Origin of the sequence: Yersinia sp. IP36721 (assembly GCF_003634395.1) — a bacterium.
Lineage (GTDB): Bacteria > Pseudomonadota > Gammaproteobacteria > Enterobacterales > Enterobacteriaceae > Yersinia > Yersinia entomophaga.
On the sequence record NZ_QCZL01000004.1, the window covers coordinates 39,613 to 56,573 of the forward strand.

Genomic DNA, 16,961 nt, shown 5'->3' on the forward strand with positions numbered 1-16,961 from the left:
TTGGTCGATCCTTGCAGCGTTCAGCGGATTGTATGTTAGGAATTGATTAATTTTAATCACGCCTTGATCACCGTAGAAACCAAGCGTCAGATCTGGATACAGGGAGGGAAGTCTTGGGGCGCAGATGTTCGCCCCAATCCAATAAGGAAAGAATCAGCCTAATAATGCGCAGTTTGGCGGTAGACGACATAAGAGTGCCGCAGGCATCACTTCAATTCGGAACTGGCTACCAGACAGGGGTTCGCCATCCAGATTGAATCTGATGTCATGGGGTGCGCTGATTTCCAGCCAGGGTAGCGTGGCGTCGATGACATTTTTGTTTTCTTCGCCGCTGAACAGGCTGGTCAGCAGTGCGGGCAGAAGTTCGGTAGCCGTAAGCAGTCGCAGCTGTAGTAAGCCGTCATTAATCAATGCGTTCGGACAAAGTTCTTGCCCGCCTCCGGCCTGCTTACCGTTCCCAATTCCGATCACCAGCGCTTCACCAGACCAATGAAAATCCGGGCCGCGGATCTCGCATTGATCGGCTTTTAATGTGTCCATACGCATTAAACCGTGGACAAAGTATGAGGCACCGCCCAACGCCGATTTCAGCATCGCAGGCGTTTCGGTAGTAATGCGTGCGCCAAATCCCCCGGTTGCCATATTGATAAAATAACGGTCGTCATTAACTTTAGCGATATCAATAGGAACGGCGCGGCCTTTTATCGCCAGCTGCAAGGCATTATCGATTTGCAGAGGAATACTACAGGCGGTGGCGAAGTCGTTAGCCGTACCGAGAGGCAAAATGCCCAGGCTGGGAAGCGTATGGCCAGGTGGTAAAGCCGCTAACGCTGCCGCGACTTCATTGATGGTGCCATCTCCACCGCCGGCAATCACGGTATCGACCCCCAGTGCGATAGCCTCGTTAACATAACGGGCGGCATCTCCCTGTTCCCAGGTGGTACGCACATGTAGGGTTAATCCCTCATCTCGCACGTTTTTTACTGCATTACGCACTTCTGGATTTCCGCCTTCTTTACCGTTGAGAATAAGAAGGCTGGGTGGCGTTTGAGTCATAACATGCTCCGGAGGTGGTAGGTTATATCACTAACAGTAAACCATAACGCTTTGCTCTGACTATCAGAATATTTGAGTAAAATCGCAGAAAATAAAAAGTAAGATCGGGTCGGTTGATTCCTATAAATAGGGGATAGCGTAGAGTTATTCTGGATTAGAATTAAACTGGATTCGGAGTATTATTACGTTAATTCGGGTTAATAAATTAAGTGAAATTGATTGGGTTATTAGCGATTATTTTAACGCGTTAGGTTAATTATTTAGTGGTGAAAAATAACTTAAAATTCAATTGGTTAAGAAATTAAAAAGAAAAGGCCGGCCCAAGGGAGATTGGGCCAGCCAAGGAGGTGGTTCCTAGTCTTGCTGTCTAACTATTTTAGTTCTTTATTGTACTCGAGCTATAGTACCTTGCAGACATTATAATAGATGTGATCTATTTCTAATATTTGTCAAAAATGCCACTCATTGAGTGGCATTAGATATTAAGTCTAAATACTACTGTTTTTCATGCGGATTACGCGTATTAGTTCCATCCAGATTACGGATTAGCAGTGCATATTCCACATCGATTTCTTCGGGAATGGGCAAATACATGATATGTCCATTTCCCGGAGCAACCTCAGCAGCCTGGCCTTTTTTATCCAGCATGCTTTCCAGCGTAAACTGAATATTGCCGGTTGGGGTCATTAATTCGACGCTATCTCCGACGGAGAATTTATTTTTAACCACCACTTCCGCCAGCCCATCCCGCCGGTCGCCGGTAAATTCTCCAACAAACTGCTGCCGCTCGGAAACTGAGTAGCCGTAGTCATAGGTTTGTTGGTCTTCATGGACGTGGCGACGCAGGAATCCTTCGGTATAACCGCGGTGTGCCAAGCCTTCTAGCGTGGTGAGCAGCGAAGGATCGAAAGGTTTTCCGGCAACTGCATCATCGATAGCGCGGCGGTAAACCTGAGCGGTGCGAGCGCAATAGTAGAAGGACTTGGTACGGCCTTCAATTTTCAACGAGTGAACGCCAAGCTGAGTCAAACGCTCTACGTGCTGGATTGCCCGTAAGTCTTTGGAATTCATGATATAGGTGCCGTGCTCATCTTCTGAGGCGGTCATGTATTCCCCCGGACGCATGGCTTCCTCAATCATAAAGACTTTATCGGTCGGTGCGCCGATACCCAGCGTTGGTTCGACATTTTTCACCGGAATTGGCTGGTGAATATGCACGATATTGCCGATATCGTCCTGTTTGCCTTCTTCAACTTTATATTCCCAGCGACACGCATTGGTACAGGTGCCCTGATTCGGATCACGCTTATTGATATAGCCGGAGAGCAGGCAACGGCCGGAATAGGCCATGCACAGTGCGCCATGGACGAAGACTTCCAGCTCCATTTCTGGCACTTGTTCGCGGATTTCAGCAATTTCTTCCAGAGATAGCTCGCGGGATAAAATCACCCGAGTCAGCCCCATTTGCTGCCAGAATTTCACCGTCGCCCAGTTAACTGCGTTGGCCTGCACCGACAGATGAATATCCATCTGTGGGAAAGCTTCGCGCACCATCATGATCAGGCCGGGATCGGACATAATCAGCGCGTCCGGCCCCATATCGATCACTGGTTTCAGGTCGCGTAGGAAGGTTTTTAGCTTTGAGTTATGTGGGGCGATATTCACCACAACGTAGAAGCGCTTGCCTAAAGCATGGGCTTCCTGAATCCCTAAAGCCAGATTTTCATGATTAAATTCATTATTGCGAACGCGCAGGCTGTAGCGAGGTTGACCGGCATACACGGCATCGGCACCGTAAGCGAAAGCGTAGCGCATATTCTTCAGCGTACCGGCTGGAGACAGTAATTCAGGTATAAACATGGGAGATTCTCAGTCTGAGTTCAAGTCAGAACCACGCCCTGGGGAGTGGCAAAAGCCGATGATTGTAGCGCCAGAAAAGCGGAAAATCAGCCCTTGCACAATTTTTGTAGGGTTTAAATGATCTGGATCAAAATAGCCAAGAAGAGCGCGGCCTGTTACTGCCGCGCAGTCGTTAGTAGGGTACAAATTAATCTACAGCGTCAGGTCTTTAATGGTGGTGGTGGGGCCGTTTTTCGTTACAGAGGCAATGCCATTTTTAGCTGCGGCTTCAGAACTATAAGATTCGCTGACGCCGATAACTTGATGATTCTTGGCTTTCAGCACAAAGTAAGGTTCATTTTTAACGTTGTGCTTTAATTCGTATTGAGCTTCCAGGGGAGAATTGCTTTGGACTGATGCGATACCATTTTCAGCGGATGCTTTACTGGCGTACATCTCGCTGGAGAGAATAACTTCATTATTGCCGGCTTTCAGATTGAAATAATATTGACCGTTCTTCGCTTTTTTAAGCTCATAGTAGCCGATGGCCATAGTGTTTCTCCTGTTGGTTGAGTAGTCTCCTAATCAGTGTAGTCAACGCTATCCATAATGGAGATTCGCGTACCTGACTCAGCCAACATAACGCACCTTTGGCATAAAATACATTAGAGCAAACGACCCATTTCAGCCTCCCAGCGGTAGCCCATTCCATATACTGCGCGGATAAAGGGCTTTTCTTCATCGAAGGACTCCAGTTTTCGTCGCAGATTTTTAATATGACTGTCGATGGTACGATCGGTCACGACCCGGTAGTCGTCATACAGATTATTCAGCAGTTGTTCACGGGAAAATACGTGCCCCGGCTGCATTGCCAGAATCTTGAGTAAACGAAACTCTGCTGGAGTGAGATCCAGGGTGTGACCCTGATAGCTGGCGTGGAAGCGTGACTCATCAATTTGTAGCGGTGCCATGTCACTGGGCATTTCTCGCGGGCTATAGCAGCGGCGCAAAATAGTTTTCACCCGAGCCACCACTTCACGCGGGCTATACGGCTTGCAGATATAATCGTCAGCGCCGATTTCCAGCCCGAGTAAACGATCGATTTCCTCAGTTTTCGCTGTGACCATCACGATAGGTACATCGGAAAAACGACGTATTTCGCGACAGATACTGATACCGTCGCTGCCGGGCAGCATCAAATCCAACAGGATAATCGCTGGCGGAGCTTGCCGTACCGAGGCGACGACTTCAGCACCATTGGTCACCCATCGGGTCTGGTAACCCGCGGCCTGTAGATAATCCACCAACAGTTGCCCAAGCTTAGGCTCGTCTTCAACGATCAGTACCGGGCCATGTTGGCCTGGGGCGAAAATAGCTTCATTCATGGATATTTATTTTCCTGGTGAATGTGACAACGGAAAGTCTACCTTAATCAATACGCCGCCCAAAAGTGAATGTTCGGCGGCGATTTTTCCGCCGTGGGCTTCGACGATATTATGACAAATGGCCAGACCCAGCCCCGATCCGCCACTCGCTCGGTTACGTGAGGTTTCCGCGCGATAAAAGCGTTCAAAGATCCGCTGTAGCTGTTCGTCGCTGATACCGGGTTTGCTGTCTTGCCAGCACAGCGTGAGGGCATTGTCATCGAGACTCATGCTGATATTCAGTTGCCCACCGTTGTTGGTATAGAGCAGGCTGTTTTCCATCAGATTATGGAATAGCTGGGTGAGGCGATCCGGGTCGCCGAATATCATGGCCTGTCCGGGTAAGTGAGTTGTTACCGTCAGCCGTTTTTCCTCGATGCGACTTCGGAAACTGGCGAGCGCTACCTGCAATAAATGCACCAAATCCAGCTGAGTTTTACGGTAAGCCAGTGCCCCGCGATCGGACATGGAAAGCTGATGCAAATCGTTGACTAGTTTGGTTAACATCGCCACTTCGGCTTGCAAGGAACTGAGTGATTCCGGCGTAGGTTGGCGAACGCCGTCCTGTAAGGCTTCCAGCTCGCCGCGTAGCACGGCCAACGGCGTCCGTAATTCGTGAGAGACGTCGGCCATAAAGTCGCGGCGCATTTGCTCATTTTTTTCCAGCGAGCTGGCTAACTGATTGAAATCTTGTGCCAGTCTTCCCAGTTCATCGCGGCTACTGACGGCTACTCTGGTGCTGAAATCCCCGGCAGCCAGTCGATGGGTGCCTTCCACCAAACGTTTTACCGGAGCCAGCATCCCCCGCGAAAGTAGCCAGGTTACGGCGGCGGCTAGCAAAGTGGAGAGGGCGACAATCATCCAACTGGTACGGCGTTGTTGCAGGTCAAAATTGATATCGGCATCGCGAGTGAGTTTTTCCGAGGGGGTGGCGATCACCCAGCCGACGATCTGATCGTCATATTTTATGGGGAGGCGTGAACCCTCTTTAGGCACTGCTCCGGTGTGGCCAACCAACAGCTTAAAGTGACTGTCTACTACCCAAAACTGGGTGCGCCAGCCGCGTGGCGGAAGATTATGGCTATTATCGCTGTTTTGCTCGAAGGAGCGCATGATTTGATACACCACACGATCGTTATTACGCAGGAAATTCCAATTGCCGTAGTGCTTGTATTGTTCTTCCAATGCGTCACCCAGCATGGCGATACGTTGCTCATTGCTGTGTTTGATATAATCGATAAAACCGCGCTCAAAGCTAGCACGCATTCCCCAATGCATGGTGATTAACACCAACATACAGGTGGCGAAAATCGCCATAAATAACTTACTGGTAATGCCAATTCTCATGCTGTCCTCATTTCTGGCCTGTTGTATCCAGAGTGCGGTTTTTACGAATATCCTGCGGTACTTTGGCAAAGATTAACGCCGGTAAGGCAATGACAATCGCCATGCAGAGATAGCTGTAAAGGAAGGCGCTGTGGGTCGCCGGTGAGTTAGTGACGACCTGATTGTGGGCAAACATACCGAGAACGATCCCGGCGATGCTAACGCCCATACTCATAGCCAACTGCATGACCATGGATAACAGACTGTTTCCACTGCTTGCCAGCCTGTCGGGCAAGTCTTTCAGGGTTAGCGTATTCATAGTAGAAAACCGCAAAGCGTTGAGCATTCCCTGAAAGAATAAAACCACTGGCAGCAGCCATAGCCAGCCCATCAGAGCGACTAACGGGAAGCTCAGGCTAACCACCGCCAGTAGCAGAGTGGCGCTGACCAATACCTGACGATAGCCGAAGCGGTTAACCACTTGCACGATAATTCGTTTAATTCCCATGCTACCAATAATCATGGGAATCATCATCAGACCAGCGTGGAACGGAGTAAAACCCAGACCAATCTGTAGGAAAATCGGCGTCATAAAAGGCAGCATTCCACTGCCGATACGCCCCGTCATACTGCCAATTAGCCCTAAAGTGTAAACTTTATTCTTGAACAATCGCAGCGAGAATAGGGCTGAAGGATTACCTTTGGCGTGCCACCCATAGCCCAGCAGCGCCAGCAGCCCGCAAATAATTAATCCAACAATGGCGGCGGGGTGCAGGCCAAGTCCTTTATGGCCGTCGAGCGCCAGTGTCAACGTAGCCATACCGACTGCCAACATCAAAAAACCGCTGATATCAAACCGGCGAGTTTGCATGGTGTAATTAGGCATTAACATCAGAGTGGCAATGGCGCCTATCAATCCAACCGGCAAATTAATCAGGAAAATCCAATGCCAACTGGCGTACTCCACCAGAAAACCGCCGAGCGCTGGCCCCATCAGCGGGCCAACCTGTCCAGGCAGAGTCACAAAGGCCATCGCCGCCATATATTGTTCGCGTGGAACGATTTTCATCACGGTTAAACGACCAACTGGCACCATCATCGCGCCGCCGATACCTTGAATGACGCGGGAGAAAACTAGCTCATTCAGGGACGCGGATCGAGCGCACATCAGTGAGCCAATGGTGAACAGGATAATCGCGGAGAAAAACACCCACTTCACGCCAACTCGATCCGCCAGCCAGCCGCTGGCAGGGAGCATAACTGCCACGGTCAGCACATAAGAAACAATCACCGACTGCATACGCAGCGGGTTTTCCCCCAGACTGGCGGCCATTGACGGCAACGCAGTGTTGACGATAGTGGTATCCAGCGCCTGCATGAAAAAGCCAAAGGCGACGATCCACAACTGCCAGCGAACCGACGTGGACCGAAGCGGCGTTAGCGTTTCTGGGGACATATTACTCAATCCTCTGTAGGGGCTGACGGCTAAAACGGCTGCACAGGCGATCGAAACACAGGTAAACCGCCGGTGTAGTATAAAGCGTCAAAAGTTGGCGCATAATCAGGCCGCTAACGATGCTCATCCCCAAGGAGGGGCGCAGTTTCGCGTCGTCGCCGCAGCCTAGAACCAAGGGCAAGACGCCAAATAGCGCCATCAGCACGGTCATCATAATCGGGCGGAAACGTAGCAAACTGGCCTGAAAGATAGCCTCTCTGGCATTGAGATTGCCGTTTCGCTGCGCTGCCAAAGCCAACTCCACCATCATGATGGCGTTATTTTTCACTATGCCAATCAGCAACATAATACCGATCAGGGCTTTCATACTGAAAGGCGCGTCAAGCACCGCCAAAGCCAACAACGCGCCGACGCCAGCGGAAGGTAACGTGGACAGAATTGTCAGTGGATGGACGTAACTTTCATTTTATCCAGCGAACTGACGTCCTGCGTATATTGCCGGGCGACTTCCATCACGACTTTGTATTGATTTAACGGCTGATAATGATAAATAGTGGAGATCTGTCGTTGCCCAAAAGCGTTATTTAGCAATGTATTGGCATCGGAAACGCGGGTGCCCAAGCGCGCCAGCCTTTCACGATCGACAGTCAGCCCCAGCTTGGCACCTTTGTGTTGTTGAGCGGCGTTAACGTCCGCCAGCTCTGGCGGTTTGGCAAATGCGGCGCGAATTTTGGCTCCCCAGATGCGCCAAGCGCTCAGAACGCCCACCTGTAAAGTGTCGTGGTTACTGGCGTTAGATTGCCTGCCGCCAATGCGGATATCCTGTGCTGCGGCTAAAAACAGGCTGGCTCCCGGCTCTTTGGTACCGCTTGCTTGGCCGCCGGTGTGAAGTGGCGCCAGACGGTAATGGCGATAATCACGACGGCCACCAGATCTGCCAGAATTACCGAGCGGGAAGTGCGTATAGGTTTGGCATTCATAGTGGCGAAGGATTCTCTTTTATGCTTGTGATTTTACGTGGAGACGATCCGTAATAGGCGTTAGCCAGATAACTTATATTTTATTAGTTTAGCTGTCTTTTCACGGAGAATAATGAAGGAAATATGGAATAGAAAGCTGATTCTTTTCAGTTTTGTCTGGGTAACGTTCTGTTTTGTAAAAAATACGGCATTTTAAAGGATGGCGGCGCGGAAAAAAGCCATTGTGTCAATGAGTCACGGAAAGGAAGAAGGCTGCGGATAGGTGTCAATGAGGCAGGAAATAACCGTTAGTTAACCGGTGCATCCTGCCTCAACACATTCACTATTTTTAACGATACAGCGTTTGCGCCCAGCGTGCCAGACCAGCGGTAACGGAGCCAAAATCATTGCCCCCAACCAGCGGAATGCCCGGTAACTGTTGCTGTAGTGCGCTGCGTAACAGTGGTGAACGGGCGCTGCCGCCGGTCAGGTAGATCACGTCTGGCTTGACGTTGCTGGTGGACAGCGCCAGGTTGACTTGTTCCTGAATGCGTTGCAACGGCTGAGTGATGGCATCGGCCAATTGCTGCTGACTGATCATTTGCCCCAACTCAGGTTTGACGAAGTCCAGCGCCGTGGCGATCTGCTCGTGCTGAGACAGCGCAATTTTGCTCTCTTCTGCCGCTCTTACCAAACGGTAACTCAAACGCTGTTGGTAGACTTTCAACAGCATTTCTACCTGTTGCGGGTTAGCCGCATCGCGAATCAAATCACGCAGGAAACGGCCGTTGGCCGTGCTGTAGAAATCGCTCTGCGCCGGAACATCGTTGGTGGCTACCGCATTCCAGTAAGGCAATGAAGGCATTGCGATGCCTTTTTCGGTTTCGCTACCCATACCAAACAGCGGCATTAACTGTTTAAACGCCAGCATGATGTCCAGATCGTTACCACCAACTCGACAGCCGCTGTGACCCAGCAGGCTTTGCTGACGATCCGCCATGCCCTGCCAGTTTGGTCCCATCAGTAACACCGAACAGTCGGTGGTTCCGCCGCCGATATCGACGACCAGCACGGTTTTTTCTTCGGTCAGCGTCGCCTCAAAGTCCAGACCGGCGGCCACCGGTTCAAATTGGAAAGCGATATCGCGGAAACCGGCACGCTGTGCGGCGCGCAGTAAAATGCCTTCGGCCTGACGGTTAGCGTCTTCGCCGCCAGAGCCCTGGAAGTTAACTGGACGGCCAATGACGGTCTGGCTGATTTCGGTTTGTACGGCAGATTCCGCCTGACGTTTGATGTGGAACATCATGGCGCAGACCAGATCTTCAAACAGGGCGATTTGCTGAGGTTTTAAACCGGTCGCCCCGAGGAAGGATTTGGGGGATTTAACGAAGTAAACTTCTTCCGGATCTTCGATGTATTGAGCCAGCGCCGACAGGCCAAAATGCAGGCTGTCCGCATTGACTGGAATATCTTCTTCACGGTTAAAAGCGATGGCCCGCCGTAACAACTGTTGGTTTTCATCGCTGCCGGTGGGCACCTGCCAGTGACGATGCAGGCATTCACTTACCGCCTCTCGCGTGGGCGCGCATAACATGGAAGGCAAATAAACGTCGTTATTTTCCAATACCAGCAGTTCGGGAGCATCGTCCCGCATTATGGCCACAGAACAGTTCGCCGTGCCGTAGTCAAAACCAATGAACATAATTGCTCCCAGGCCAAATAAAGGGGGGCGACTTTACCTTAGAGTGCGCAGAGGAGCAATCGACAAATCAGAGTCATTGGCGGGAATAATTCGGGTATCGGTTCAGGTTTTCTCTAAATGACATTTTTGAATCTGCCGTAGGCTATTTATTGCTTAAATAACCGCAGCCTAAAATATCGGTCAGACGTGCGGTGCGGGCAATACTGTCACCGTCGACCAAATCGACGCCAATATGACTAAGTTTATCCAGGATCGCCAACTGATCGGCAGGCCCCGCGAGGGTTTTGACCCCGGCTTGGTGAGCGGCGCCGTTGATAATCGAGACCATCACTTCGTCCATTTGATTGGTATGAATATTGGCGATCAGACCGACGTCGAGTTTTAAATAATCCATCTTGAGGTGATTTAACCTACTGAAACCATTCATGTTGGCTGAAAAATCCGTCAGGATAAGTTTGCCGCCCAGCCTCTGCAGGCGAGTGATAAAATTATCGATAGTGGACGAATGGCGCAGCAGCGTAGATTCCTGTATCAACCAATGCAGATCGGAGGCTGGAATGACGGATTGTTGCAGGCTATCCAGCAAAAAGTGGCGAAAGCTTTCTTCCTGTAGCGATTCTTCGGATAAAGCCACGGCGACCTTGAGCGCCTTACTTTGAATATTTTCGCCCTGTATACATAACAATTGGTGGCAGATCCATTTATCTACCTCCGGGCGCAGGCCATAAAGCAAGGAGGCCGAGAGAAAATCGTCCTGGCTCACGGCCTGTTTGTCATTCGGGATAACCGACGGGACCAGTTGGTAGAAAGCCACGTTATTCGGTATGAGCGGCGGAGCGGCGGCGGTAGCCAAAAGCTCTAGCTGATTCTCTTCCAGAATATGCAGAATTTCATCTTTGCTCAGTAGCTCATGCTGGCGTGCCAACAGCTGTTTTTGCCGTGGCTGGTAGAGATACACCTGCCCACGACCACTGTGTTTGGCGGTATAGCAGGCAATGTCCGCCTGCTCCATCAGTTCACTACGCTTGCTGTTTTGACTATTGATTTGGGTTATACCGGCGCTGGCGCCGATACGGTATTGCTTACCTTCCCAGTAGAACGGGTAGTCATTAATCAGCGAAACCATTCCCTGCACCACGGTTTTAGCTCTGGTGACGCTGCAGTTTTGCAGTAACAGGCCAAATTCATCGCCGCCAAGACGGGCAACGCAATCGCTAGTACGTAAATACTTACGCATCAACGCGCTCAATTCTGTTAACAACGCGTCTCCGGCGGCATGTCCGGCTGTATCGTTAACCGCTTTAAAGCGATCCAGATCGAGGAAGCCTAATGCGTGCTGTTGATTATGTTCGATGCTTTTTTGAATCGCATTTTTCAGCTGATACTCAAAATTCGCGCGGTTAGGCAAGCTGGTCAAATTATCGTGCGAGGCGCTGTAGCTGAGTTTACGCATCATTTCGCGCGATTCGCTGACGTCCTGGAAGACCATAACGGCACCGACGGTTTCCCCTTCCAAGGTTTTCAGCGGCGCGACGGAATCCTTAATGTCATAACGTTCGCCGTCCCGATTGTGCAAAATCAGCGAAAGGTTATTTTGCGGCGGTGAAACCCCGTTAAGACAGTACCAGACCGGATTTTCCACGTTTAAACCGGTGCTGCTATCGGTTAAGTGAATGATTTGATCGATAGGTTGGCCAAGGGCGATGGTATTGGCCCAGCCGGTCATTTTTTCTGCCACCGGGTTCATAAAGGTAATATGCATTTCCCGATCGGTACTGATTACCGCTTCACCGATGGCGTCCAGCGTGATATGCAGGCGTTCCTTCTCTTCGTGCAGGGCTTCTGTCAGGCTTTTCACTTCGGTTAAGTCCAGCGCAGTGCCGATTAAACGCAAAATATCGCCTCGACTATCGCAAATCATATTGGCCTGATTACGAATATGGCTGATTTGGCCGCTGCGAGACACAATGCGATATTCCAATCGATAGGGCTGACAGTGAGTCAGCGCCGCGGCAAATTCGCGGTCAATGCGCGCACGGTCGTCGGGATGGATGCGATCTCGCCATGCCTCTATGCTAGGAATCGTATTCGGCGGCAGATCATACAGTTCGAACATTCGTTTATCCCAACTGATGGTGTTCTCTTTCAGGTTCCATTCCCAAATTCCCACTCCACCGGCTTCATTCGCCAGGGTAATGCGTTCCATCAGCCGACGATTGACCATTTCGGTTTTTTTCAGGTCATTAATATCTTCAACCTGAGAAATAAAATAGAGCGGACGCTGCTCGTGATCTCGAACCACGCTGACGACCAATAGCGCCCAAACCACCTCGCCGTCGCTGCGAATATAGCGTTTCTCCATGGTGTAGCTGGGGATCACGCCGTCAAACAGGTCTTCCAATAGCTTGAGATCGGCGGTGAGATCTTCCGGGTAGGTGATTTCCTGAAAGGTTAAATTGAGCAGTTCTCCTTGGCTGTAGCCGAGTAAATTGCACAAGGCTTTGTTGACCTGTATCCATTTACCTTCCGGCGACACCAGTGCCATACCGATGGCCGAATATTCCATCGCGTTCCGAAAACGGTTTTCGCTCTCGATAATATGATCTTTTTCAGTGCGAAACGCGTGCATCACCATCGACATCGCGTGTGGCGGCACTAACACCAGTAATAGCGGAATAAACGTAAAAGCCTGAATAAATAGCTGACCGCTCACCTGATTGGTGAACAGATTGAAATTAATCATCAGCGCAATCAATACCGCGGTGAGACAGAAGATGATAAATGCTTCCAATCGGGGCAGCCGAATAGCGACCCAAATCAGCGCCATCACGATGAAAGTAAAGGGGAAGGGTAGGTAAGTCAGCGCCAGATAACAGCAAGTTAAAGATAAAATTAGCATCCAGATCATTTCAAACAGAGTTTGCGATCGCAGGGATGATCTGAAATAGCCTTGCTGATAAAGCAACCCAACGGGTGCCAACGCCAATATGCCAATGGATTCAGACATAAACCAAAGGGTGAATAGCTGGCCGAAATCGCGGTGGTCCGGAGCCAGATAAAATGCTGCCGCGAAGCCGCTGAGTATGGGGATCAGCAGAACTGCCGTCAAAACAAATTTAAGCCAGCTAAACAGGCTGTGTAGCGGATCTTTCGGCATTAACAGGCGGCGTAGCAGCCAGGCACCGGCGATAGACTCCACCAGATTGATTAGTGTCAAAGGGACAGAAAACCAGCTAGGGCCGTAGAGCGTGATATTCGCCAGAATAATAGCCACGCCAGCGACAAGCAGTTGCAGCGGCCAATAACGTAACCGCAGATGAAATAAAGCCACCATCAAAATAGCGGTAGGGAACCACAGCGGCGCGAGGTTACGTGAAGTTTCCGACAGTTGGATGCAAAAAAGCGCGAGCAGGTAAATCAGGCCGCTGATAAGCGCGATGTTCAGAAGAACATGATATGAATGATTTCGTGCTATCGCTCTGATTCTCATGGCGAACCTTATGTGTAACCTGCGAATTGCCAGCGGCATAGGAAAAATGCCGCTGGTTTTTGAATCCTAGTACAGAAGGGCGATACTGACCATTGTTCCGCGCGTTATCATGGTTGATATCGCCGCGAGAATAAGCCCTCGTTTCACATGGGTTCCTAAAAATGATAGTGAGATCAGACCAAAAATAACGTTGCCAGACCGAGGAAAATAAAGAAACCCCCAGTATCGGTAATCGCGGTGATCATCACACTTGAGCCAATCGCCGGATCTCGCCCCAGCCGCGCCATGGTCATTGGAATCACGACGCCCATCAGTGCCGCAACCAACAGATTAAGCATCATTGCCAGCGTCATGACGCCGCCCATGGCTAAATCGCCGTACAGGATATAGGTCACAATGCCCATAATACCGCCCCATACTATGCCGTTGATCAGCGCGACACCCAGTTCTCTCATCATCAGGAATGAAATGTTGCTGTTGCCTAATTGGATATGGTGCAACGCCAGCGCACGGACAATCATAGTAATGGTCTGATTGCCGGTATTGCCGCCAATGCCGGCCACAATGGGCATCAATGCTGCCAGTGCAACCAATTGAGAAATGGTATGTTCGAATAAACCTATTACTCGTGAAGCGATAAAAGCGGTGCACAGGTTAATGGCCAACCAGGACCAACGGGTGCGAACCGCGCGTCCTACCGGAGAGAACACGTCTTCTTCCGGGCTTAACCCCCCCATACGACGTAAATTGGTGTCGCTTTCTTCATTCACCACGTCAACGATTTCTTCGATGGTCAGTCGTCCCATCAGCTTGCCTTTGGCGTCCACAACGGCGGCGCTGATCAAGTCATAACGTTCGAACGCCCCGGCGGCGTCTTCTGCCTTTTGTTCCGGCTGGAAAGTGGTCGGCTCACTGTTCATCACTTTGAACACCTGAGTATCCGGTGAGTGCAGCAGAATGGTGGTGAGGGGCAATTCGCCCAGCAGCGTATTCTTCCGATCGATCACGAAAATTTTATCGGTGGCATCGGGAATGCTCTTACGATAGCGCAGATAGCGCTGAACGGTTCCTAGCGTGATGTCGGCACGTACCGTGACCAGCTCGAAGTCCATCATCTGGCCGACGGTATCTCGGCCATATTGAATCACTTCCCGCACTCGCGCTCGTTGAGCCGGATCGAGTGACGTCAGCAAGCGCCCCATCAGGTTGCGCGGCAGGTATTCGGCCAAATAAGCCTGCTCGTCCACGTGCAGATTGCGCATGGCTTTCAGCAGGTCTTTATCGCTCATTTCTTCGATCAGGCTGTCCCACACCGTTTCGGAGGCTTCAACCAGCGTATGGCCTCGAGAGTTGTTATCCACCAGACGCCACAGCGCCAGACGTTCATCTTGCGGCAAAGCTTCCAGTAAATCGGCGAGATCCGCGGCGTGTAAGTCGGCCAGCAAATGCTTAATCTCGGCGGTTTGATCCAGCAATTGTTCATCGCTGAGTTTTTCCCGATCGTCCAGGCGACCGAGAATACCGTCAACCAGCGCTTTATTATTCAGTAATAGCGAAAGAATACGGTGACGAATAGCGGCCAGTTTTTTAGCGTCAAATTTGGCGGACGTTGGGTGCTGATGTACGTCGGAAACGGTAGGGGCTGACATAGTGGTCCTTAACTCAATGCATTATGGGGGGATAACCCCGCTTTTTATTTGTTCGCGTCATGTCAGGGTGACAGAGGTGTTCGGCAAACGGTGGCCGCTATGCAGCCAAAATTTTTGTCACGGTTATTTATGATTATGGGTTTTATCCGCGTAGCGCGATTCGCCACGCTCAAGACTGTGGGATAGGTAAGAGGTCTGCGGCAGACATCTTACCTATCTTAAGAGGCAAATCAGCTATTAAGGCGTTAAATCAGGCTGAGGCGGCGTGTATTCCCGATCCACCGGTTGCTCAATCTGTTCTGATTGATTACGTTCCTGATGATGAGGAATCGCCGCGATTGCCGCGTAAAGTAAACGGCCAAACAGAATGATAAAACTGACCAGTAATATGATTTTGGTTAACTGCGTCGATTTTTTGTTTCTCATACTCGTTTTTGCACTGTGTTGTCCGTTAGAGATAAGCATCAGGGGCCAGCTGCGACCCCTGAATTCGGAGAGCATCGGCGTTAATCCGTCTCGTTTTCTGCTTCTGGCGCGTCTTCTTCCTCGATAATCAGCTTCCAGCCGATTACGTCATTCCAATAAGCCTGTTCCCGTTCAACATCGAGCTGCACCAGACTGTTTTGTGAAAAGTAGCCGTAAGGGAAGCGCAGAGTCCAATGATTATCATCGGTGATCAGCCGTAAGCTTTCTGGCTTAGTGGTGGACTGGCGTTGGTTGTTCAGTAAGGCACCCAAGCGTAGCAACTGGATCAGCGGCAGGTAGTATTTCTTTTTAAACAGGTTAAGACGCGGTAATTCATCCAGTTTCATGGCTTTACGATGGAATCGCACCAGTGACGCCAGTAATAATTGCTGTTCCTGATTAAAGCCCGGTAAATTGGTGTTTTGCAGAATATAGGCTGAGTGGCGATGCATTCCGCTGTGATTGATACTCAGCCCGACCTCATGCAGCATGGCGGCCCATTTCAACAGCGCTTCGAGCTGCGGCTGCACCAATTTCGGGTTTTGCTCCATCCACTGGGTATAGAGTAGCTCGGTGGTTTCCAGCACCCGGCGCGCCTGTTCGCGATCGATATTGTAGTGATCGGCCAGACTTTTTGCCGTCCGCTGACGAATATCCTGATGGCGGAAACGGCCTTCCATTTCGTACAGCACGCCTTCACGCAGCGCACCGTCGGAAAGACGCAGATCTTTGATCGCTAACGCATCGAATACGCCGCACATAATCGCTAAACCTGGCACAAATACTGATTGGCGATCTTCAGATAAACCCGGCAGGCTCAGCGCGCTAAACTGCTTGAATTGCAACACCTGCTCAACCAGCATTTCCAAACGTTCTGGCGTAATCAAACCGTCTTTTTCACCCATTTCGACCAGCACTTCATGGGCGGCTTTAATCGTACCCGAAGCCCCAAGAGCGTACTGCCAACCTTGAATGCGATATTGCCATGCCAGCGTTTCCAACTTTTGCGCCGCTGCCAGACGAGCGCGCTTAAAGTTAGCCTTACTGATTTCACCATTCGGGAAAAATTGCTGAGCGAAGCTGACGCAGCCCATGCGACGGCTTTCTGCCAATAGTGGTTCAAAATCTTCGCCGATAACCAGTTCGGTCGAGCCACCGCCGATATCGATCACCAGTTTGCGACCTTTCTCCGGCTGAGTGTGTTCCACGCCCATAAAAATCAGACGAGCCTCTTCCTGACCGGAAATGATCTCGATCGGGTAGGGAATCACTTCGGCGGCGCGTTTCAGAAACACTTCGGCGTTGGCGGCCTGTCGCAGGGAGTGCGTCCCCACGATACAGACGTTATCCGGCGAGAAACCTTGTAGCCGTTCGGCAAATAGAGCCAGACAGGCCAGACCGCGTTCCATCGCTTCTTCGCTAAGAATATTGTTACTGTCTAATCCATCAGCCAAATGTACGCGCTGTTTTAAGCGACCTAAAACCTGAAGTGCGCCGTTAACGACGCGGGCAATCACCATATGGAAACTATTGGAGCCAAGGTCAATGGCGGCAATTTCCTGCGGTTTAGTGGTGGAGTTACTGGTTAGCGGCAT

Annotated in this window: 12 protein-coding genes and 1 pseudogene; all 13 read right to left on the reverse strand. The window is 50.6% G+C overall.

From position 1 onward, the window contains the following. Positions 1-153 precede the first annotated feature (153 nt). The 13 genes and pseudogenes from yegS to ppx all read right to left on the reverse strand — a co-directional run bounded on the left by yegS (position 154) and on the right by ppx (position 16,961). Positions 154-1,056 carry a lipid kinase YegS gene (gene yegS / locus DBA33_RS05290; RefSeq protein WP_064516903.1) on the reverse strand — a complete coding sequence of 301 codons (903 nt, stop codon included), beginning with the start codon at positions 1,054-1,056 and terminating at the stop codon, positions 154-156. A gap of 495 nt (positions 1,057-1,551) precedes the next feature. Then, on the reverse strand, positions 1,552-2,916 hold the full coding sequence (gene yegQ, locus DBA33_RS05295; RefSeq protein ID WP_064516904.1) for a tRNA 5-hydroxyuridine modification protein YegQ: 1,365 nt from the start codon (positions 2,914-2,916) through the stop codon (positions 1,552-1,554). A gap of 192 nt (positions 2,917-3,108) precedes the next feature. Continuing rightward, positions 3,109-3,447 carry a YegP family protein gene (locus tag DBA33_RS05300; RefSeq protein WP_064516906.1) on the reverse strand — a complete coding sequence of 113 codons (339 nt, stop codon included), beginning with the start codon at positions 3,445-3,447 and terminating at the stop codon, positions 3,109-3,111. A gap of 113 nt (positions 3,448-3,560) precedes the next feature. Next, positions 3,561-4,280: a two-component system response regulator BaeR gene (baeR, locus tag DBA33_RS05305; protein ID WP_064516908.1), complete on the reverse strand. Its 720-nt coding sequence runs from the start codon at positions 4,278-4,280 to the stop codon at positions 3,561-3,563. A gap of 6 nt (positions 4,281-4,286) precedes the next feature. Further along, complete coding sequence (gene baeS / locus DBA33_RS05310; protein WP_064516910.1) at positions 4,287-5,666, reverse strand: two-component system sensor histidine kinase BaeS; 1,380 nt, start codon at positions 5,664-5,666, stop codon at positions 4,287-4,289. Positions 5,667-5,673: 7 nt separating this feature from the next. Further along, positions 5,674-7,101 carry an MFS transporter gene (locus DBA33_RS05315; RefSeq protein ID WP_120805809.1) on the reverse strand — a complete coding sequence of 476 codons (1,428 nt, stop codon included), beginning with the start codon at positions 7,099-7,101 and terminating at the stop codon, positions 5,674-5,676. Position 7,102: 1 nt separating this feature from the next. After that, positions 7,103-7,962 (reverse strand): annotated as a pseudogene (locus tag DBA33_RS05320) (efflux RND transporter permease subunit); the annotation flags it as partial. Then, positions 7,935-8,081 carry a hypothetical protein gene (locus DBA33_RS20885; RefSeq protein WP_235600981.1) on the reverse strand — a complete coding sequence of 49 codons (147 nt, stop codon included), beginning with the start codon at positions 8,079-8,081 and terminating at the stop codon, positions 7,935-7,937. The gene DBA33_RS20885 and the pseudogene DBA33_RS05320, both read right to left, overlap by 28 nt. Positions 8,082-8,409: 328 nt before the next feature. Next, positions 8,410-9,762: a molecular chaperone gene (yegD, locus tag DBA33_RS05325; protein WP_064516918.1), complete on the reverse strand. Its 1,353-nt coding sequence runs from the start codon at positions 9,760-9,762 to the stop codon at positions 8,410-8,412. A 142-nt stretch (positions 9,763-9,904) separates the two neighbouring features. Beyond that, positions 9,905-13,252 carry a diguanylate cyclase gene (locus DBA33_RS05330; RefSeq protein ID WP_120805811.1) on the reverse strand — a complete coding sequence of 1,116 codons (3,348 nt, stop codon included), beginning with the start codon at positions 13,250-13,252 and terminating at the stop codon, positions 9,905-9,907. Between the two features lie 173 nt (positions 13,253-13,425). After that, a complete protein-coding gene (gene mgtE, locus DBA33_RS05335) occupies positions 13,426-14,901 on the reverse strand; it encodes a magnesium transporter (protein ID WP_064516920.1) in 1,476 nt (491 codons plus the stop codon). Between the two features lie 237 nt (positions 14,902-15,138). After that, complete coding sequence (locus DBA33_RS05340; protein ID WP_064518482.1) at positions 15,139-15,327, reverse strand: YfgG family protein; 189 nt, start codon at positions 15,325-15,327, stop codon at positions 15,139-15,141. Between the two features lie 80 nt (positions 15,328-15,407). Further along, on the reverse strand, positions 15,408-16,961 hold the full coding sequence (ppx, locus tag DBA33_RS05345) for an exopolyphosphatase (RefSeq protein WP_064516921.1): 1,554 nt from the start codon (positions 16,959-16,961) through the stop codon (positions 15,408-15,410).

Excerpts from the sequence above, each read along its gene's own strand:
- baeR (WP_064516908.1), bottom strand. The coding sequence starts at position 4,280 with ATGAATGAAGCTATTTTCGCCCCAGGCCAACATGGCCCGGTACTGATC.
- ppx (WP_064516921.1), bottom strand. The coding sequence starts at position 16,961 with ATGCCGCTAACCAGTAACTCCACCACTAAACCGCAGGAAATTGCCGCC.
- DBA33_RS05315 (WP_120805809.1), bottom strand. The coding sequence starts at position 7,101 with ATGTCCCCAGAAACGCTAACGCCGCTTCGGTCCACGTCGGTTCGCTGG.
- DBA33_RS05340 (WP_064518482.1), bottom strand. The coding sequence starts at position 15,327 with ATGAGAAACAAAAAATCGACGCAGTTAACCAAAATCATATTACTGGTC.
- yegQ (WP_064516904.1), bottom strand. The coding sequence starts at position 2,916 with ATGTTTATACCTGAATTACTGTCTCCAGCCGGTACGCTGAAGAATATG.
- mgtE (WP_064516920.1), bottom strand. The coding sequence starts at position 14,901 with ATGTCAGCCCCTACCGTTTCCGACGTACATCAGCACCCAACGTCCGCC.
- yegS (WP_064516903.1), bottom strand. The coding sequence starts at position 1,056 with ATGACTCAAACGCCACCCAGCCTTCTTATTCTCAACGGTAAAGAAGGC.
- yegD (WP_064516918.1), bottom strand. The coding sequence starts at position 9,762 with ATGTTCATTGGTTTTGACTACGGCACGGCGAACTGTTCTGTGGCCATA.
- baeS (WP_064516910.1), bottom strand. The coding sequence starts at position 5,666 with ATGAGAATTGGCATTACCAGTAAGTTATTTATGGCGATTTTCGCCACC.
- DBA33_RS05330 (WP_120805811.1), bottom strand. The coding sequence starts at position 13,252 with ATGAGAATCAGAGCGATAGCACGAAATCATTCATATCATGTTCTTCTG.
- DBA33_RS05300 (WP_064516906.1), bottom strand. The coding sequence starts at position 3,447 with ATGGCCATCGGCTACTATGAGCTTAAAAAAGCGAAGAACGGTCAATAT.
- DBA33_RS20885 (WP_235600981.1), bottom strand. The coding sequence starts at position 8,081 with ATGAATGCCAAACCTATACGCACTTCCCGCTCGGTAATTCTGGCAGAT.